Source organism: Kitasatospora sp. NPDC048722, from assembly GCF_040650235.1.
Classification (GTDB): Bacteria; Actinomycetota; Actinomycetes; order Streptomycetales; family Streptomycetaceae; genus Kitasatospora.
The window spans coordinates 174,934-191,965 of record NZ_JBEZGX010000002.1 but is presented as its reverse complement, the minus strand read 5'-3'; the positions used below and the strand labels follow the sequence as shown (position 1 = coordinate 191,965).

Here is a 17,032-nt window from a genome sequence, read left to right as displayed (position 1 = left end):
ACCGTCCGGGTGCCGGTCGTCAGTCGCCCCTCAACCGGGTGTAGGTGGCGGTGGGCGGGCGGCCGGTGAGGGTGAGTTCGGCGCGGAGGGGGCTGGTGACGGGATGGACGGTGCCGTGGGTGGGGTCGTGGACGGGCGGGGCCAGGTAGGGGCGGGCGGCCTCGGCGATCTGGGCGGCCTGGACGGCGGTGAGCCGCGGGGTGGTGAGCAGGACGCGGCCGTCGTCGAGTTCGACCACGAGGGCGTGCGGGCGGGCGGCCGGGCCGGTGAGCGCGCGGACGAGGGCGTCCACGGTGTCCGTGCGGCGGTACTTGACCCAGACCCGTCCCGCGCCCTGCGCCCGGTACGCCGAGCCTGCGGCCTTGCAGACCAGGCCCTCCACACCGGTGGCCGCGAGGCCTTCCATCCAGTCCAGGGCCTCCGCGCGGTCGGTGGTGGCCATCACGGGCTGGATGGGTGGCGGGACGTCGGCGAGTGCGGCGAGCAGCAGGCGGCGGCGGTCGGTGAGCGGCAGCCGGCGCACGTCGCGGCCGGGGAGGGCGAGGACGTCGAAGGCGATCAGCCCGAGCGCGACGTCGTCGCTCGCGCGGGCCTGGCGGGTGCGCAGCAGTTCCTCGAAGGCGAACCGACCGGCCCGCCAGGCGACCAGCTCGGCGTCGAGCACGAGTCCCTCGGGCAGCCGGGCGACGGCCGCGGCGATCGGCGGGAACTCGGGGGCGAGGTCCCGTCCGCTGCGGGACTGGAGGTAGGCCGGGCGGTCCCCGCGGGCGAAGGCGAGGCAGCGGAAGCCGTCCAGTTTGAGCTCGTACTGCACGCCCCCGCCGCCGAGCCCGTCCGGCGGCGGGACGGCCGGGACGGCGGCCGGGCGCATGACGTCGACGGGCGGCCGGAGCACCTGGCGTTCGGGCTCGGGTGACGGCGCGACCGGGAGGGGCCGGGCGTGCTCGGGGTCGAGCAGCGGGGCGAGGAGGTCGCCGTGGGCGGCGAGCCGTTCGGGGACGTCGGCGAGGGTGAAGACCAGGTCGTCCTCGGAGTCGGCCTCGGCGAGCTCCTCCCAGGTGACCGGGGTGGACACGGTGGGCAGTGGCCGGGCGCGCAGGGTGTACGGGGCGGCGGTGGTCTTCTTGGCGTTGTTCTGCGACCAGTCGACGAAGACCCGCCCGGCCCGGCGGGCCTTGGCCATGGTGTGGACGACGAGGTCGGGACGGTCCGCCTCCAGGGCGGCGGCCAGCGCCTTCGCGTAGGCGGAGACGCGGGCGCTCGGGGTGGGTTCGATCGGGACGAGCAGGTGGAGGCCCTTGGAGCCGGAGGTCTTGGCCCAGGCGGCGAGCCCGTCCGCGGCGAGCCGCTCCCGGAGCAGCCCGGCGACCGTCCGGCAGGTGAGGACGGTCGCGCCCTCGCCCGGGTCGAGGTCGAGGACCAGCCGGTCGGCCAGCCCGGGCGCGGCGGCGTGCCACTGCGGGACGTGCAGTTCGAGGCAGCCGAGGTTGGCGGCCCAGAGCAGCGCGGCGCCGTCGTCCAGGAGGACCTGGCGCAGCTCGCCGCTGTCGCTGGGCACCTCGGCCGTGCGGATCCAGCGCGGGGTGCCGGCGGGCGGGTTCTTGGCGATGAACACCTCGGCCTCGACGCCGTCGGGGCAGCGCAGGAAGGAGACCGGGCGGTCGTGCAGGTGGGGGAGGAGGGCGGTGTGGACGGCCGCGTAGTAGCTGAGGACCTCGCCCTTCAGGGTGCCGGTCCGCGGGTAGTAGACCTTGTCCAGGTGGGAGAGCGCGAGGGTGCGCCCGTCCACGACCATCTGCGGCATGGGCCGCCTCCGAAGCCGTCGGTGTGGCCCCCGCTGCCAGTCTGCCCGGGGTGCGGGGCGGGCGCGAGCGTGGCTTTCCGTGTACGCGCCCGAACGGTCGATGGGACGGTTATGCTGCCGACGGTTCGCGAACTGACGCTGCGTCAAGGGGGATGGGGCGATGGTCGGTGAGTGGCGTGCCCTGCCGGTGAGGTTGGGGCCGCAGGAGCGGGAGCTCGTGGCGGGGCTGCGGGCGCTGAAGGACGGATCGGGGCTGACGCTGGCCGAGCTGGCGGCGAAGACGCACTACAGCAAGTCGTCCTGGCACCGGTGGCTGAACGGGGAGCGCGTGGTGACCGAGGCGGCGCTGGCCGCGTTCGGCGCGCTGGCGGGGGTGCCGGCGGAGCGGTGCGCAGCGCTGGAGGCGCTGCGGGTGGCGGTGTCCGGGGCCGGGGCACCGGAGGCCCGGCCGGTCGCGGAGTCACCGGGGGCGGCGGAGCCGTCGTCGTGGCCGGAGGAGGAGCCGGAGCCCACGGCCCGGCCGCGCCGGACCTGGTGGTGGGCGGCGGCGGCCTCGGCGGCCGGCGTCGCCGCGGTGGCCGGGGCGATCGCCCTGAACGACGGTGGCTCCGAGCGCCGCCCGGTCGCCGCCGCTGCGACACCGGCCACCGCCCAGGCCACCGCCCAGGCCACCGCCCAGGCCACCGCCCAGGCCACCGCGCTGTGCGAGGCCGCCGGCTGCGTGGGGAAGGACCCGCAGGCGAGCGGCTGCGGATCGGACGCGACGACGATCGCGACCGCCAACGTGCGGCAGATGACCATCTACGTGCGCTACAGCCACCGCTGCCGGACGGCCTGGGCGAAGCTGACGGACGCCACGGCGGGGTACCGGGCGACGATCACCAACTCGGCGGGGCAGAGCCAGACCGCCCTGGTCCACTGGGGGTACGACGCGTACTCGCCGATGGTGGACGCGTCCCAGAACGACAGCCGGATCCAGGTCTGCGGCGAGCAGCCGGACAACAGCCGCAACTGCACTCCGGTGATCATGGACCCGGCGACGGCGCCGGTGGTTCCGGTCCCGACGCCGGCCGCGGCCACGGACCCGAGTACGGCCCCGCCCCCGACCTCGCCCGCTACCGACTCCCCGACGCCCGCCCCGAGCCCCGGCGCGGCGGATCCGCCGCCACGGTGACGTCCCGGCGAGGCCGTCGCTCAGCCGGGCGACACGAGGGCGTGAGCGTCCCCGACGAGGTCCTCCACGCGCTCCCAGTCGACGGGCGCCGCGTCCAGGTAGACACCCACCCAGCCGCGGTGCCCGACGTACGGCGGGCGGAAGTACCGCTCCGGGTCCCGCCCGGTCAGCTCCTCCTGCACCCCGTCCGGCGCGGCGCACCAGAAGGCGAGCCGGTCGTCGTGGTGGTGGTCGGCGAGCATGACGAACACCCGGGCCCGGCGGCCGCTGCCGGCGAACCAGGTCGGCTCGCCGTGGCTGACCCGCTCCGCCGTCTCCGGAAGGGCGAGGCAGAGCGCCCGCAGCCGGTCGACCGCGCCCGGTCCGGTCATCGTGCCCTCACGCACCTGCGGTGGGCGCGGACGGCTGCGGGGAGCCCGGGTAGGTGCCGAAGTACCAGCGGTTGCCCTCCGGGTCGGCGGCGGCGAAGTCGCGAGAGCCGTAGTCGGTCTCGTGCAGCCCCGTGGTGATCCGGGCGCCGGCGGCGACGGCCCGCGCGTGGACGCCGTCCGGGTCCGCCGTGACGACGTAGGCGCTGAACGTGCCCGGGCGGCCCGGCCAGGTCTCGGTGCCCTCGGGCGCGTCCCGCGCCGAGCCGAGCATCACGCCGCCGCCCTCGGGCCAGGCCAGTTCGGCGTGCGCGACGAACCCGCCCTCGCCGTACGCCACGACCTCCTCGAAGCCGAAGGCGTCGGCCAGGAAGCGGATCAGGGCGCGCGCGTCGTCGGCGCGCAGCGTGGGCCAGACCTGCGGGGCGGGGGTCTTCGCGTCGGTGGTGTCCATGGCTGCCTCCTGCGGTGGTGGGTGCCGGCCGGTCGCCGTCACGCCTCCCACTCTGCGACCGGGGCACCCGCCCCGCCTTGGACGTTTCGGAACCGCTTCTCCTCCGGCCCCTCCGCCGCCAGCCACGTGCTCGGCGCCGCCCCGGCCAGCGCGCGGAACTCGCGGGCCAGGTGCGCCTGGTCGAAGTAGCCGCAGCGGGCCGCGATCTCCGCCAGCCGGGGCGGCGGCGCGCCGTCGGTCAGCATGCGCCGGGCCCGGTCGAAGCGGATCACCCGGGCGGCGGCCTTCGGCGTCAGCCCGGTCTCGCGGCGGAAGCGCTCCTGGAGGTGCCGCGCGCTCCACCCCGTCTCCCGGGCCAGCGCCGCCACCGCGAGCCCGCCGCCGCTGCGCCGCAGCGCCTGCCAGGCCCAGCCGACCTCCGGCGGCACCTGGCCCGACGGGCGGGCGGCCCGCAGCAGGGCGCCGTCCAGCAGGGCGAAGCGCTCGTCCCAGGTGGCGGCAGCGCGCAGCCGCTCCTGGAGGTGCGGGGCGAGCCGGCCGAGGACGTCCTCCGCCGGGAGGTCGATCCCGGCGAGCTCCCCGGCCGGTACCCCGAACAGCGCCCTGGCGCCCAGTGGGTGCACGGCGATCTGCACGCCCGACTGTCGGCCGTCGTGGGCGATCAGCGCCGGAGCCGTGTGCAGGCCGCCGAGCAGGGTGGCGTACGCGTCGGGCCGCTGCGCCGGGTCGGGGTGGGCGGCGAGGACCAGCGGCTCGTCGAGGGTGAGGATGAAGGTCAGGTAGGGGGAGGGCAGGCCGCGGTGCACGGCGGGCGCGATGCCGCGCTGGCGGTAGCCGGAGTACCAGGCGACGTACGGGCGCAGCGCCGTCGCGGGCCGGGCCCGGACGGCCTCGTCGACCACACCCTCGCGCACGGGCTCGGCGGCTTCCGTCGTCACCCTCCCAGTATCGGCGGCCGGGGTCGCGGGCGGGCGGAATGTTGCCTATGGTGATCGCACGGTCACACCGCGGATGTGCGGTGCCGCCGACGGGGGAGCGAGCGGGGGGAACTGCGAGGGGGGAACGACCCCGGGGGGAACCACTCACGAAGGAGTTCCCGTGACCACTGCCCGAGAGATCATGCACACCGGCGCCCAGTGCATCGGCGCGCACCAGACGCTCGCCGAGGCCGCGAAGATGATGCGCGACAAGAACGTCGGTGCGCTTCCGATCTGCGGTGACGACCAGAAGCTGAAGGGCATCATCACCGACCGCGACATCGTCGTGCGATGTCTCGCGGAGGGCAAGGACCCGGCCACGATGACGGCCATGGACCTCGCCGGGCACCTGCACTGCGTGCGGGCCGACGACGACATGGACGCGGTGCTGCGGAAGATGGAGCAGCACCAGATCCGGCGCATCCCGGTGATCGACGGCGAGCGGCTGGTCGGCATGATCAGCGAGGCCGACCTGGCGATGGGCCGGCGCGACGGCCACCGCCTGACCGACCAGCAGATCCTGGAGTTCATGGAGGGCGTCTACATGAAGGCCTGACCGGGCCGGACGTCCCCGGCGGCGGGCCCCCGTGCGGACGACCGCACGGGGGCCCGCCGCCGGCGTGGTCCCCGGGAAAGGTCCGCCCTGCGAACAGTCTCGACCATCGAAACGATCTTTCTCGATGGGCGAGATGGGCGCACAATGGCGGCATGGGAAAGCAGTACGAGAGCATCGACGGCCGCCTGCGTGAGTTCATCGAGCGCCAGCCCGTCTACTTCGTGGCCACCGCGCCGCTCGCCGCCGACGGGCACGTCAACGTGTCGCCCAAGGGCCGCTCCGGCACCCTGGTCGTCCTGGACGAACGGACCCTCGCCTACCTGGACTTCGGCGGCTCGACCGCCGAGACCATCGCCCACCTGCGGGAGAACGGCCGGATCACGCTCATGTGGTGCGCCTTCGACGGCCCGCCCACCGTCGTGCGCGTCCACGGCCGCGGCGAGCCGGTCTTCCGCGACGACCCGCGCTTCACCGACCTGCTGGCCCGCTTCGAGCCCGGGGTGGACGGTCCCGGCCTGCGCGCGGTCGTCCTGGTCGCGGCCGAACGCGTCAGCGACTCCTGCGGCTTCGCCGTCCCGCTGATGGACTACCGCGCCGACCGCGCCCTCCACGCGGACTACTTCGCCCGCAAGAGCGACGAGGAGTTCGGCACCTACTGCGAGAACAAGCCGCACGTCGTCACCAGCATCGACGGCCTGCCCGCCCTGCCGGTGCCGCTGCCCCCGCGCCCGGCGTGAGCGGCTAGCCGCGGGCGGAGTAGCGGTGGAGGTCGCGCAGCAGGGCGATCTCGGCGCCGTGGTGGAGGAGTTCCTGGTTGACCCACCAGACGACGTCCAGGAAGGGCTCGTCCGCGTCGCCGCCGTAGGGGTAGGTGCAGTGGCCGACGGTGTCGAGCGCGGTGTCGTCGGCGGCGAGCAGGGCCTTCCGCCAGGCGTCCGCGGCGGTGTCGAAGGCGGCGAGCGCGGATTCGGCGTCGCCGTGGACCGGGAAGGCCTCGCGGGTGAGGGAGCGGGTGCCGTCGGTGTGATCGGCGCGCAGCAGGAGCAGTTCGGTGAGGTGGGTCAGCCGCCAGGCGAGGGTGGTGAACGGCGGCGGCTCGGGGTGCGGCCACCCGGCGGTGTCCCGGCCCCACTCGCCCGCGCCGACCAGCAGGGTGGCGCGCTCGCCGGGCCCGTCCGCGTGGCGCCGCACCGACCAGCAGCCGGGCACCGGCTCCCAGCGGTACTCGTCGTCCGTGAGCGGCCCGACGGCCACCTCGGTGCCGTTGCCGCTGTCGACGGCGGGGCCGGCGAGCCGGTCGCGCAGGCGGGTGCGGGCGAAGTCGAACTCGGCCAGCAACGGGACGAGTCGGGGCGGCAAGGGCATCGGGACGGCTCCGGTCGGTGGCAGGGCGCGGACGGCCCGCACCCTGCCACACCCCGGCCGGTCGCCGCGAGCGGATTTGCCCCGTGCCGGCGATCGCCCGCGAGTGCGGGCGGTCACCGGTCGGATGCCGCTGAACCCCACCGCGTCCCTGGCGGAGGGAAGTTGGACGGAAATCGGCTAACGGGTGGCGCGGCGGCAGCGGTACCGTGCGCTTTGGTGAGCATCCGTCAAGGCCGGTGAGGGGGACGTGCCATGGGGGACGGACGGCAGAGCCTGGCGCGGGGGTACTTCCTGCGGGAGGCGGCCGCGTTGCAGCGGGCCAACACCGGGGGCGCGCGGCGGCTGGAGCGGATCGTGTTCCCGGGGGCGGGCGTCGTGGTCGTGGGGACACCTCGGGGAGAGGTGCGGCTCGACGTGAGCGCCTCGCGGGACGAGCTGTTCGCGGCGCTGGGCGGGGAGGCCGCGGGGTGGGCGGAGCCGGATCGCGGGGTGGGGTCGCGCCTGCCGGTGTCGGCGCCGGCGCCGCCGCTGGCGGTCTACGCCGATCTGCTGGACGACCTCGGGGACCTCGTCTTCACGCTCACCACCTACCCGGCCGACGTCGGGCGCCCGCAGGCGGTGGCGCGGCTGGACGCGGTGCGGCTGGTGGGCGGGGTGACGGCGGTGGTGCAGGTGTGTGCGCCGGGCGGCACGCACCGGATCCGGATCCCGCTGGACTCGGGTGTCCCGCTGGTGGCGCTGCCGCTGGCGATCGCCGAGCACCTGCTGGCGGTGGGTGGCGGCACGGATTGGGACTACCCGGTGGAGTGACAGGGGAGAGCGGGGGACGCGAAGAGGCCGCCGCACCCGCGATCGGGTGCGGCGGCCTCGGGTGCCGTGGGGCTTACTTGCCCAGGCCGGCCTTGACCGAGCAGATCGGCCAGGCGCCGGGGCCCTGGGCGGCGAGGACCTTCTCGCCGACGGCGATCTGCTGGTCCTTGGTGGCCAGGTCGGCGCGCGGGGCGAAGGAGGTGCCGCCGAAGGCGGCCCAGGTGCTGGAGGTGAACTGCAGGCCGCCGTAGAAGCCGTTGCCGGAGTTCACGGCCCAGTTGCCGGTGGCCTCGCACGCGGCGACCTTGTCCCAGACGGTGGCCGGCGCGGCGGAGGCGGTCGTCGCCGTGACGAGGCCGGCCACCGGCAGGGCGAGGACCGCCCCGGCCATCAGAGCCATCCGGACGCGGTTGCGGCGCTTCGGGGTGGCGATGGCGGTGGCAGCGGCGGTCTCGTTACGGAAAGTCATGCGGTTCCTTTCGGAGGTTCTGCGGGCGCGCGGAACCAGGCCCTCGGAAGGCCGTCGGTTTCGGGGACACGCACTCGCGTGGTTCGGCACCGGCTCCGGCTCCCGGGCGGTGAGGCCCGGTGGAGCGGCGTGCTCGGTGCAACGGGTTCGAAGGTACGGGGGCGCTTGTGGCGGTTTCAAGGATTGACAAATCAAGGCAGGTCAGGGAGGTGTTACCGGGCGTAAGGATCAAGGAATTGGGTACTATTTGGCGTTTTTGCCCCTAATTCCAAGATCAAAGAGCCCGCCGAAGTGGTCCGGACCACTCAGCGGGCCGTGTGAGGCCGCGCACACCGTCGACGGGGAGTGACGGCCCGCGGGCTCCCGGTGCCGGATCCGCCGCCCCCGGCGCGCCCCGGGGTGGCCCGTGCCACAGGCCTCACCCGGAGTGCCCCGTGTCCTCACTCCCGGTGGCGGGCATAGCCTCGGGCGCATGAGCGAGCGGAGCGAGCGAAGCATCAGCGGGCGCGCACGGGCGAATGCCCCTGGCGAGCGACGGGGGCACCTCCCGGCCGCCAAGGCCGGGGGAGAGGCGGGCGCATGAGCGACGACAGCGGTGCGGAGGCCCTCGGCGGCGCCGAGGAGCCCGGGGCGGCGGTCGCACCCGCCGGGTTCGAGCTGGGGACGGACGGACCGAAGGTGATCCTGGCCGGACTGGACGGCTCGGACTCCTCCTGGCGGGCCACCGCCTACGCGGCCGGTCTGGCCCGGCGGCAGGGCGCGACCCTCGCGGTGGCGTACGTGCAGCCCGTGCTCGGCGCGGCCACGGCACTGGCGGGAGCGGCCGTGGAGGAGACGACGCAGGAGATCGCCGAGGAACTGCTGGCGGCCCTGCGCGACGCCGAGCAGCGGATGAAGGACGTGTGGCGCGTCGAGTGGCGCTTCCTGACCATGCGCGGCGACCCCTATACGGGGCTGGCCAAGCTGGCGAACGACCTGCGGGCCGACGCGGTCGTCGTCGGCGCCTCCGAGCAGGCCGGGCACCGGGTGATCGGCTCGGTGGCCGTCCGGCTGGTGAAGGCGGGGCGCTGGCCGGTGACCGTCGTGCCGTAGCGGCTCGTGCGGCGGGCCAGGGCGCGGGGCCGGCCCGGCGGGGCGCTAGGCTCCGCACCCATGATCGAGATCACGGGGGTCCAGGCGGAGCCTGGCGGCAGCGTCACACTGAGCTTCGAGGACGAGCGCTTCACGGTCGATCCGGTGAAGACGGGGTGGGACTGGCGCGGGATCTTCCTCGCCGGGTTCGGGATCTTCATGCTCCTGGCGCTGGTGTCGCTGTTCGGCTTCGGCTACGTCATCGGCAAGGCCCACCTCGCGAAGCTGGAGACCGCGAACGCCGTCTTCTTCTTCTCGTGCTTCGGGCTCTCGCTGCTGTCCGGCGCCCTGGCCTGGTTGAGCGAGCAGATCGTCGACTTCTTCGGCAGCAGCAAGCCGGCGAAGTACACGCTCGCGGTCGAGCGCATCGCGGGGATCCAGTACGAGCAGACCGACCCGCAGGGCGGCCTGCGGGCCACCGTGCGCAAGGCGGACGGCGACGTCGTCCGGCTGACCGTGGCCGGTGCCGAGGGCCCGGAGCTGTACCAGGCGTTCGACCGGATGTTCCGGCCGGCCGCCCCGCGGTACGGAGAGGCCCCGCAGTACGGCGTGCGCTGAGCCGGGGCCGCCCAACGGGCGTGCGGCACGGCGGAGATAGGGTGCGTGACCATGACGGACACGCCGGTCACGCACCCCCGCCAGCCCGAGCCCGCCCACCAGCCGACCGACTCCGCCCACCAGACCGGCAGTGACCTCCACCTCGACCTGCCCGCCACCGGCGGCCGCAGAGCGGCCCTGATGACGGCGCTGCGCGAGGCCATCCGCAGCGGACGGCTGGCCCCCGGCACCCGGCTGCCGCCCTACCGCACGCTCGCCGCCGACCTCGGGCTCGCCCGCAACACCGCCGCCGAGGCCTACGCCGAACTCGTCGCCGAGGGCTGGCTCACCGCCCGCCAGGGCTCCGGGACCACCGTCGCCGAGCGCGCCGAGCCCGTGCCGACGACCAGGGCCCGCCGCCCCTCCGTCCGCCCCGGGCCCGTCCACGACCTGCGCCAGGGGCAGCCCGACGCCGCCTCCTTCCCGCGCTCAGGCTGGCTCGCCGCCGGGCGCCGTGCCCTGACCGCCGCGCCCAACGAGGCGTTCGGGCCGGGCGACCCGCAGGGGCGGCGCGAACTGCGCACCGTCCTCGCCGACTACCTGGCCCGCGCCCGCGGCGTGCGCACCGACCCCGACCGGATCGTCGTCTGCTCCGGCTTCGCGCACGCGCTGCGGCTGCTGTTCGACGGCGCGGGCGCCGTCCTGGCCGCCGGGGAGAACGGCCCGCTCGCCGTCGAGGGCTACGGGCTGCCGTTCCACCGCGGGCTGCTGGCCCGCGCCGGGGTCACCACCGTGCCGCTCCCGCTGGACGAGGACGGCGCCAGGACGGCCGAGCTGACGGGCGGCCGCGGGTACGGGGGGAGCCGGGGTCTCCAGGACGTCCGGACGGTCCTCCTCACCCCCGCCCACCAGTTCCCCACCGGCGGGCCGCTGCACCCCTCCCGGCGCGCCGCCGTCGTCGACTGGGCGCGCGGTCGCGGCGGGCTCGTCCTGGAGGACGACTACGACGGGGAGTTCCGCTACGACCGCCAGCCGGTCGGCGCCGTCCAGGGCCTCGACCCGGAGCGCGTGGTCTACTTCGGCACGGCGAGCAAGAGCCTGTCGCCCGCGCTGCGCCTCGGCTGGATGGTGCTGCCCGACCACCTGGTCGACCGGGTGCTCGCGGCCAAGGGCGAACGCGAGGGCTGGGCCAGCGCGTTGGACCAGCTGACGCTCGCCGAGTTCATCGGCTCCGGCGGCTACGACCGGCACGTGCGCGGGATGCGCCGCCGCTACCGGGACCGTCGGGACCGGCTGGTGACCGCCCTCGCCGAGAGCGCGCCGCACGTCGCCGTCTCGGGCATCGCGGCCGGTCTGCACGCCGTCCTGCAGCTCGCGCCCGGGACCGAGCGCTCGGTCCTCAAGGCCGCCGCCTACCGGGGCCTCGCCGTGGAGGGGCTCGCCGACTACCGGCACCCGGGGCTCGCGGCGCAGGACATGCCCGCCGCCGACGGCCTCGTGGTCGGCTACGCGACCCCGCCCGACCACGCCTACCAGGCGGCGCTCGCCGCGCTGTGCGACATCCTGCCGCCGCCGGCCTGAGCGGGGGAGGGGCCCCAGGAGCGTCGTCCAGCGGGCCTCGCCACGCACCCGGCGGCGTGGCGGGCAGGATACGGTGCCGGGCGACGGCTGGAGGGCGGAACGCGTGCGCAATGGCCCGGCGCGTCCGCCCGTGCGTCGTCACCCGGTACCAGCCGCAGCGGAGGGGAGCAACGGAAGCGGTACCGCCCCCTACGCTCCATGGACATGCGCAGAACACACCTCAGCCGTTCCGCTCTTGCCGTGATCCCGGTCGCCGCCGGCCTGCTCCTCTCCGCTGCGCCCGCCCAGGCGGCCGCGCCCCTGCCGCTCACGGCCGTCGTGGACCGGGCGACGACCACCCCGGGCGGCTCGTTCACGCTCACGCTGGCGCTGACCAACCCTTATGACACGCCCATCCAGTTCGTCTACCAGAGCGTCCAGCCGACCTACCCGACCACCCTGGAGACGGGCCTCAAGTTCACCGCCACCGCGTGCGGCACCCAGACCAACGGGTGCAGCGAGAACGTGCACGGCGGCATCGCCCGTTACAACGTGCCGCTCGCGCCCGGCGCCTCCAGCAGCTTCAGCGTGACCTTCACCGTCGACAAGGACTCGGCCTGCGGACCGTCCACCCGGATCGACCTCTACACCTACCTGTACTACGAGTACAACGCTGGCCTGTCCAACAACTCCGGCATCGTCGACGTCCCCGGCACGCAGGTGCCCTGCGCCTGACCCGGTTCCCGCACCCCTTCGTCCGTCCCCCGAACCCCGGCGTACCGCCCGGCCTCCCCCGGCCTCTGAAGGTCCGACCTCTCCTGGATCCCACCGAATCCCCCCGATCCCCCGTCAGGTGCCGGCCACCCCCGTACCGGCACCTGACAGGCCGCCCGCGCGCCCGCACCCGGCCGCCTGTCGGTGGCGGCTGGCAGGCTGGACCCATGTCCGAACCGCTGTTCACCGACCCCGCCGACGACCTGCCCGTGCCGATGCCGTACGCCGTGTACACCGCCATCCGGGAACGGGCCGGGGAGCGGTCCGCCCCGCTCGTGGACCGGCTGCTCCGCTCCTCCCTCGCCCTGACCCCGGCCCCCGACGACGGGTCCGGCGACGAGCCCGCCACGGGCCCGGCCGTCGGCCTGCTCGGCGGTCCGGCCGCGTTGCCCGCCGACGTCGAGTGGCCCCGCCACGGCGAGCACCCGATGCAGTTCCTCGCCCAACTCGACTGCGCCGGGCTGGCGGAGGCCCACCGCACCACCGGTCCCGGCGGCCCGTGGCCGCTGCCGGCCGACGGCCTGCTGCTGTTCTTCCACGACGACCTGTTCTCGGACTACGCCGGGAACGGCTGCCGCGTCCTGCACGTCCCGGCCGGGGCGCCCCCGCGGCCCGAGCCGGCCGACCGCGGCGACTTCGCCCCGCTCGCCGCCGTGCCGCTGCGGGCGAACTGGGCGCTGTCCGCACCGTCGTACCAGGACCGCGAGCTGGAAGACCTGTTCCCCGACGACTTCATGGTCGCGCTCGACCTCGCCTCCGACTTCCGCGACCACCTGCCCGGCCCCGATGTCCGGGTGCTCGGCTGGTGCGACACCGACACCGGACGGCACGAGGGGCACCGTCCCCTGCTCCAGGTCGAGGCCTCGGCGGCCGGTGCGGACTGGGGCGAGACGGTCAACGTCTCCTTCTGGATCACGGACGAGGACCTGGCCGCCGGGCGCTTCGACCGCGTCCGCCACGGCATGGAGGTGGCCTGACCGCGGGCCCGCACACGAGCCACCGCACCGCCACGCCACAACCGGCTTGGCGGTGCGTCGTGTTGACGCCGCTCGCCACCCCGTCCGGCCCGTCGCGGGTCCGGTGAGCCAGGGCCTCGGCGGCCGGACCGGGCCCGCGGCGGCTCCGCGACACGGCCCTGGCCAGGGCTCCGGCACACGCGGATCCGCGCGGCGAACGGACGTTTGACAGGCTTCTCGCGCGGAGCGGGCGGATCCGGATCAGATTCACCCTATCGGGGGGCGCTCGGCCGCCGTACGGCTCTGGCCGGGCCCCGGTGATCTAGGGTTCCGGGTGGGCCGCCGGGAGAAGGCGCCCCCGATTGCGCAGACTTCGCCAAACCCCCCACCGATACGCGTACCTGATGATCCGTCATGGCTTTGGCCAGGACGGTTCGGTCCGACCTGCCCGCGTGATTCGACCAGATGAAGGAGACCCCTGCCGATGCCCGTCGACACCAGCACGGAGACACAGCAGGCACAGCAGCAGTCCCTCGCCACAGCCGCTGCCCGCAACCTCGCGACCACCACCAAGTCCGCACCGCAGATGCAGGAGATCACCTCCCGCTGGCTGCTCAAGGTGCTCCCCTGGGTCGAGGCCCACGGTGGCGCCTACCGGGTGAACCGTCGCCTCACCTACACCGTCGGCAACGGCGTGGTCGAGTTCATCAAGACCGGCTCCGAGGTCCGGGTGATCCCCCGCGAGCTCGGCGAGCTCGCCCTGCTGCGCGGCTACGAGGACGACGACGTGCTCACCGCCCTCGCCGACCGCTGCCAGCAGCGGGACTTCGGCCCCGGCGAGGTGCTCGTCACCCAGGGCGATGCGGCCGACCGGATCTACCTGATCGCGCACGGCAAGATCAACAAGATCGGCACGGGCAAGTACGGCGACGAGACGATCGTCGGCGTGCTCGGCGACGGCGACCGCTTCGGCGACGACGCCATCCTGAACCCGGACGCGGTCTGGGAGTACACCGTCAAGAGCGCCACCGCCGGTGTCGTCCTCACACTCAGCCGTCGTGACTTCGAGCAGATCCGCGACAACGCGCCGACCCTCCGGGAGCACCTCCAGGAGTTCCTGACCCTGCCGCTGCAGGCGCAGAACGAGCGCGGCGAGGCCGAGATCGCCATGTCGGCCGGCCACCACGGCGAGCACGAACTGCCCGGCGCCTTCGTGGACTACGAGCTGAAGCCGCGCGAGTACGAGCTCAGCGTCGCGCAGACCATCCTCAAGGTCCACACCCGCGTCGCGGACCTGTACAACCAGCCGATGAACCAGATCGAGCACCAGCTGCGCCTGACCATCGAGGCCCTGCGCGAGCGGCAGGAGTTCGAGATGATCAACAACCCGGAGTTCGGCCTGCTCAACAACGCCGACTTCGACCAGCGGATCCAGACCCACTCCGGCCCGCCCACCCCCGACGACCTGGACGAGCTGCTCAACCGCCGCCGTGACCCCGACTACCTGCTCGCCCACCCGCGCGCCATCGCGGCGATCGGCCGCGAGCTCAACGCCCGCGGGATCTACCCGCACCACGTCGACCTCGGCGGGCAGCAGGTGCCGGCCTGGCGCGGGGTGCCGATCCTGCCGTGCAGCAAGATCCCGATCACCAAGGAGAACACGAGCTCGATCCTCGTGATCCGTACCGGCGAGGACAACCAGGGCGTCATCGGCCTGCACCAGACCGGCCTGCCGGACGAGTACCAGCCGTCGCTGTCGGTCCGCTTCATGGGCATCGACGAGAAGGCGATCATCTCCTACCTGGTCAGCGCCTACTACTCGTGCGCGATCCTGGTACCGGACGCGGTCGGCGTCCTGGAGAACGTCGAGATCGCGCACGGCCGCCACTGAGCGCAGGGCGGCCCCTGGCCGCCGGACCGCGAGCGGCGGTCGCTTTCCGCTCCCGGAACGAGCCGAGGCCGTAACCGGCCCGCTCGAAGATCGTTTGACCAGATGACGGACGGCCCGCCCCGGAGGCGGGCCGTTCGCCTGACGGGGGGCGGCGGGCCCGGGGCCCGCGATCCGCACGGCACGTGCCGGTTCTGCCGCGCCCCTCCGTCCGGCTTTCCTGCCCCAGAGCACTCTGCCCGCAACGGCGGTGTGCTTTCCCGACGATCCGAGAGGTGGGTGGATCCATGCCGCAGCCCCGGCAACTCCGACGGATACCGGTGGACGGCGGAGGACGTGCCCGCCGCGGGCGAAAGGCGCGGGTGGCCGGTGCGGCGGTCGGTGTGGTGGCCATGTGCGCGCTGCTGAGCGGCGCGTCGGCCTCGGGCGCCGTGCGCCACGGCGGGGGGCAGCCGAACGGGCCGGTCGCCGACGTCTGCGTCTGCACCGGTGCGGACGTGTCGGTGGACGCCGGGCCGGACGGGCACGACGTCAGCGTCGGGGTCGGGGTCGGTGTGGACGTCCAGGTGCACTGGCACCACCCGTGCCGGCCGCACCACGATGACGACGATGATGACGGCGGCGGGCAGCACGGCCAGGCCGGGGACGGCGGCGGGGACCACTGGGACCACGGGTACCACTGGGGACACCATCACCATTCCTGCCCGAGCCCGAGCCCGAGCCCGAGCCCGAGCCCGAGCCCGACGCCCACGCCGACCCCCGCCCCGACCCCCACGCCGAGCGCCACACCGCCGACCCCCACCCCGACCCCCACGCCGAGCGTCACACCGCCGCCCCCGATGCGCACACCGGCGCCTCCGCCCTCTTCGCCGGCACCTCCGCCGCCGCCCGCACCGGCGCCGGCCCCGCGGCTTCCCGCCCCGGCCGTGCCGCAGACGCCACGGCCGGCGCCCCCCGTGTTCCCCGCGCCCCCCGCGGCCCCTTCACCGAGCCCGGCCGCCGTGCTCCCCACCCCAGCGGCGAGCCCGCCGGCGCCGCCCCCGGTGACCCCGGCGTGGCCGACCCCTGCGCCGCAGGTCCGCTACCACGTGCCGGTCGGTCAGCCCCTGGCGGAGGCCCCGGTGCACCACCGCACCGCCAAGACGACCACCACGATGCTCATCGTGACCGTGCCCGCGGTGATCGCGGCGGCCGCGCTGCGCCCGGGCCGCGGCGGTGGTGGCGGTGGCCGTGGCCGGTCGAGCGGTTCCTGACCGCCACCCGCCCACCCCTGAACAACCCATGAACAACCCGCTGGGCCCGGACCTTTCGCGTCCGGGCCCCACCCCGACATTCCCCGTCACCGAGCAGAGCCAGAGAAGGGAGTCCCCATGGACGAGTGGGTCGCTTTGGCCATCGCCATGGCGGCGGCGTGCGCCGTCGTCGTGGCGGTGGTCGTGCTACGGCACCGCCGGGTGGGCACCGTGAAGCACGCCGAGACCCCGGACGTGATCGAGTACATCACGATGATGATCGGCGTGGTCTACGCGATCGTCCTCGGCCTCGCGATCGCGGGCGTCTGGGAGGCGCGCGGAAGCGCCCAGGACGGCGTGTTCCGCGAGGCCCAGTCGCTCCAGGAGGTGAGCGACCGGGCGGTGGTCTACCCGGCCGAGGTGCGCGACAAGATCAGGGCCGACGTGGACGCCTACGTGTCGTACGTCGTCCAGGTCGAGTGGGACTACATGCGCGACCACGGGAACGTCTCCGACCGGGGCAACGAACTGCTGGCCCAGGTGCGTTCGGACGTCGCCACCAGGCAGCCCGCGAACGAGCTGGAGGCGCAGACCTACCAGCCCGTCATGGACCGGATCGCCGCCGCCACCGACGCCCGCAACGCGCGCGGGCAGAACGCCGGGCCGACGATGCCCGGGGTGGTCTGGTTCGGGCTGATCGCGGGCGGGCTGGTCACCTTCGGCATGCTCTTCGCGCTCCAGATCCGGCGCACGCAGCGGGAGTTGGTCCTGGCCGGCTGCTTCAGTGCGCTGATCGCCTTCCTGCTGTTCATGATCTGGGACTTCGACGACCCGTTCGGCGGGAGCGTCCGTGTCACCACGCAGGCGTTCACCGATCTGTTTCCCCACCTGAACCTCGGTGGCGGCGACTAGGCGCCGAAGGACCGGGGGCCGTGCGGATCGATCGCCGATCCGCACGGCCCTGATTCATGTCCGAC

18 protein-coding genes and 1 pseudogene are annotated in these 17,032 nt (G+C 74.6%); 12 read left to right on the top strand and 7 right to left on the bottom strand.

The genetic code is table 11. The features are described 5' to 3' along the window. Positions 1-19: 19 nt before the first annotated feature. Together AB0C76_RS02875 and ligD are read right to left on the bottom strand one after the other, a co-directional pair. Positions 20-871, bottom strand: a complete 852-nt coding sequence (locus tag AB0C76_RS02875; protein WP_359958920.1) for a DNA ligase — start codon at positions 869-871, stop codon at positions 20-22. Positions 872-925: 54 nt separating this feature from the next. Beyond that, a pseudogene (gene ligD, locus AB0C76_RS02870) lies at positions 926-1,804 on the bottom strand (non-homologous end-joining DNA ligase); the annotation flags it as partial. A gap of 160 nt (positions 1,805-1,964) precedes the next feature. Here ligD and AB0C76_RS02865 point away from each other — a divergent pair. After that, entirely contained in the window at positions 1,965-2,978 is a 1,014-nt protein-coding gene (locus AB0C76_RS02865) for a DUF2690 domain-containing protein (protein WP_359958629.1), read from the top strand. 20 nt (positions 2,979-2,998) lie between these two features. Here AB0C76_RS02865 and AB0C76_RS02860 read toward each other — a convergent pair whose 3' ends face one another. Genes AB0C76_RS02860 through AB0C76_RS02850 form a run of 3 tightly spaced genes read right to left on the bottom strand, consistent with a single transcriptional unit; the run spans position 2,999 to position 4,738 of the window. Further along, positions 2,999-3,349: an MmcQ/YjbR family DNA-binding protein gene (locus AB0C76_RS02860; RefSeq protein WP_359958627.1), complete on the bottom strand. Its 351-nt coding sequence runs from the start codon at positions 3,347-3,349 to the stop codon at positions 2,999-3,001. A 7-nt stretch (positions 3,350-3,356) separates the two neighbouring features. Then, entirely contained in the window at positions 3,357-3,800 is a 444-nt protein-coding gene (locus AB0C76_RS02855; protein ID WP_359958624.1) for a VOC family protein, read from the bottom strand. 38 nt (positions 3,801-3,838) lie between these two features. Continuing rightward, positions 3,839-4,738 (bottom strand): helix-turn-helix domain-containing protein, encoded by a 900-nt coding sequence (locus AB0C76_RS02850; protein ID WP_359958622.1) that lies wholly within the window; start codon positions 4,736-4,738, stop codon positions 3,839-3,841. Positions 4,739-4,898: 160 nt separating this feature from the next. Between AB0C76_RS02850 and AB0C76_RS02845 the strand changes: the two genes are divergently transcribed. Next, positions 4,899-5,333, top strand: a complete 435-nt coding sequence (locus AB0C76_RS02845; protein WP_359958619.1) for a CBS domain-containing protein — start codon at positions 4,899-4,901, stop codon at positions 5,331-5,333. Between the two features lie 152 nt (positions 5,334-5,485). Then, positions 5,486-6,070, top strand: coding sequence for a pyridoxamine 5'-phosphate oxidase family protein (locus AB0C76_RS02840; protein WP_359958617.1), 585 nt, complete (start codon positions 5,486-5,488; stop codon positions 6,068-6,070). Between the two features lie 4 nt (positions 6,071-6,074). Here the strand turns inward: AB0C76_RS02840 and AB0C76_RS02835 are convergent, their stop codons facing one another. Beyond that, the gene (locus tag AB0C76_RS02835) at positions 6,075-6,698 is read right to left on the bottom strand and encodes a DinB family protein (protein ID WP_359958615.1); all 624 of its coding nucleotides are present in this window, start codon (positions 6,696-6,698) and stop codon (positions 6,075-6,077) included. Positions 6,699-6,950: 252 nt separating this feature from the next. Here AB0C76_RS02835 and AB0C76_RS02830 point away from each other — a divergent pair, with 252 nt between their 5' ends. Then, positions 6,951-7,508, top strand: coding sequence for a hypothetical protein (locus AB0C76_RS02830; RefSeq protein WP_359958612.1), 558 nt, complete (start codon positions 6,951-6,953; stop codon positions 7,506-7,508). Between the two features lie 73 nt (positions 7,509-7,581). Here AB0C76_RS02830 and AB0C76_RS02825 read toward each other — a convergent pair whose 3' ends face one another. Next, positions 7,582-7,977: a transglycosylase family protein gene (locus AB0C76_RS02825; protein WP_359958609.1), complete on the bottom strand. Its 396-nt coding sequence runs from the start codon at positions 7,975-7,977 to the stop codon at positions 7,582-7,584. 579 nt (positions 7,978-8,556) lie between these two features. Between AB0C76_RS02825 and AB0C76_RS02820 the strand changes: the two genes are divergently transcribed. The 8 genes from AB0C76_RS02820 (at position 8,557) to AB0C76_RS02785 (ending at position 16,967) form a co-directional block, all read left to right on the top strand. After that, positions 8,557-9,069 carry a universal stress protein gene (locus tag AB0C76_RS02820; protein ID WP_359958606.1) on the top strand — a complete coding sequence of 171 codons (513 nt, stop codon included), beginning with the start codon at positions 8,557-8,559 and terminating at the stop codon, positions 9,067-9,069. A 60-nt stretch (positions 9,070-9,129) separates the two neighbouring features. Then, positions 9,130-9,666 carry a hypothetical protein gene (locus AB0C76_RS02815; protein ID WP_359958603.1) on the top strand — a complete coding sequence of 179 codons (537 nt, stop codon included), beginning with the start codon at positions 9,130-9,132 and terminating at the stop codon, positions 9,664-9,666. A 51-nt stretch (positions 9,667-9,717) separates the two neighbouring features. Then, complete coding sequence (locus AB0C76_RS02810; RefSeq protein ID WP_359958600.1) at positions 9,718-11,226, top strand: PLP-dependent aminotransferase family protein; 1,509 nt, start codon at positions 9,718-9,720, stop codon at positions 11,224-11,226. A 204-nt stretch (positions 11,227-11,430) separates the two neighbouring features. Next, complete coding sequence (locus tag AB0C76_RS02805; protein ID WP_359958598.1) at positions 11,431-11,940, top strand: hypothetical protein; 510 nt, start codon at positions 11,431-11,433, stop codon at positions 11,938-11,940. 206 nt (positions 11,941-12,146) lie between these two features. Next, a complete protein-coding gene (locus tag AB0C76_RS02800) occupies positions 12,147-12,956 on the top strand; it encodes a DUF1963 domain-containing protein (protein WP_359958595.1) in 810 nt (269 codons plus the stop codon). A 463-nt stretch (positions 12,957-13,419) separates the two neighbouring features. Beyond that, a complete protein-coding gene (locus AB0C76_RS02795) occupies positions 13,420-14,826 on the top strand; it encodes a family 2B encapsulin nanocompartment shell protein (protein ID WP_359958592.1) in 1,407 nt (468 codons plus the stop codon). A gap of 998 nt (positions 14,827-15,824) precedes the next feature. Continuing rightward, entirely contained in the window at positions 15,825-16,076 is a 252-nt protein-coding gene (locus AB0C76_RS02790) for a hypothetical protein (protein ID WP_359958589.1), read from the top strand. 117 nt (positions 16,077-16,193) lie between these two features. Beyond that, positions 16,194-16,967, top strand: a complete 774-nt coding sequence (locus AB0C76_RS02785; protein WP_359958586.1) for a hypothetical protein — start codon at positions 16,194-16,196, stop codon at positions 16,965-16,967. The last annotated feature ends 65 nt before the right edge of the window (positions 16,968-17,032 follow it).

Coding starts and splice junctions, on each gene's coding strand:
- AB0C76_RS02875 (WP_359958920.1), bottom strand. CDS start 871: ATGCGCCCGGCCGCCGTCCCGGCCGTCCCGCCGCCGGACGGGCTCGGC.
- AB0C76_RS02865 (WP_359958629.1), top strand. CDS start 1,965: ATGGTCGGTGAGTGGCGTGCCCTGCCGGTGAGGTTGGGGCCGCAGGAG.
- AB0C76_RS02860 (WP_359958627.1), bottom strand. CDS start 3,349: ATGACCGGACCGGGCGCGGTCGACCGGCTGCGGGCGCTCTGCCTCGCC.
- AB0C76_RS02855 (WP_359958624.1), bottom strand. CDS start 3,800: ATGGACACCACCGACGCGAAGACCCCCGCCCCGCAGGTCTGGCCCACG.
- AB0C76_RS02840 (WP_359958617.1), top strand. CDS start 5,486: ATGGGAAAGCAGTACGAGAGCATCGACGGCCGCCTGCGTGAGTTCATC.
- AB0C76_RS02835 (WP_359958615.1), bottom strand. CDS start 6,698: ATGCCCTTGCCGCCCCGACTCGTCCCGTTGCTGGCCGAGTTCGACTTC.
- AB0C76_RS02830 (WP_359958612.1), top strand. CDS start 6,951: ATGGGGGACGGACGGCAGAGCCTGGCGCGGGGGTACTTCCTGCGGGAG.
- AB0C76_RS02825 (WP_359958609.1), bottom strand. CDS start 7,977: ATGACTTTCCGTAACGAGACCGCCGCTGCCACCGCCATCGCCACCCCG.
- AB0C76_RS02820 (WP_359958606.1), top strand. CDS start 8,557: ATGAGCGACGACAGCGGTGCGGAGGCCCTCGGCGGCGCCGAGGAGCCC.
- AB0C76_RS02815 (WP_359958603.1), top strand. CDS start 9,130: ATGATCGAGATCACGGGGGTCCAGGCGGAGCCTGGCGGCAGCGTCACA.
- AB0C76_RS02810 (WP_359958600.1), top strand. CDS start 9,718: ATGACGGACACGCCGGTCACGCACCCCCGCCAGCCCGAGCCCGCCCAC.
- AB0C76_RS02805 (WP_359958598.1), top strand. CDS start 11,431: ATGCGCAGAACACACCTCAGCCGTTCCGCTCTTGCCGTGATCCCGGTC.
- AB0C76_RS02800 (WP_359958595.1), top strand. CDS start 12,147: ATGTCCGAACCGCTGTTCACCGACCCCGCCGACGACCTGCCCGTGCCG.
- AB0C76_RS02795 (WP_359958592.1), top strand. CDS start 13,420: ATGCCCGTCGACACCAGCACGGAGACACAGCAGGCACAGCAGCAGTCC.
- AB0C76_RS02785 (WP_359958586.1), top strand. CDS start 16,194: ATGGACGAGTGGGTCGCTTTGGCCATCGCCATGGCGGCGGCGTGCGCC.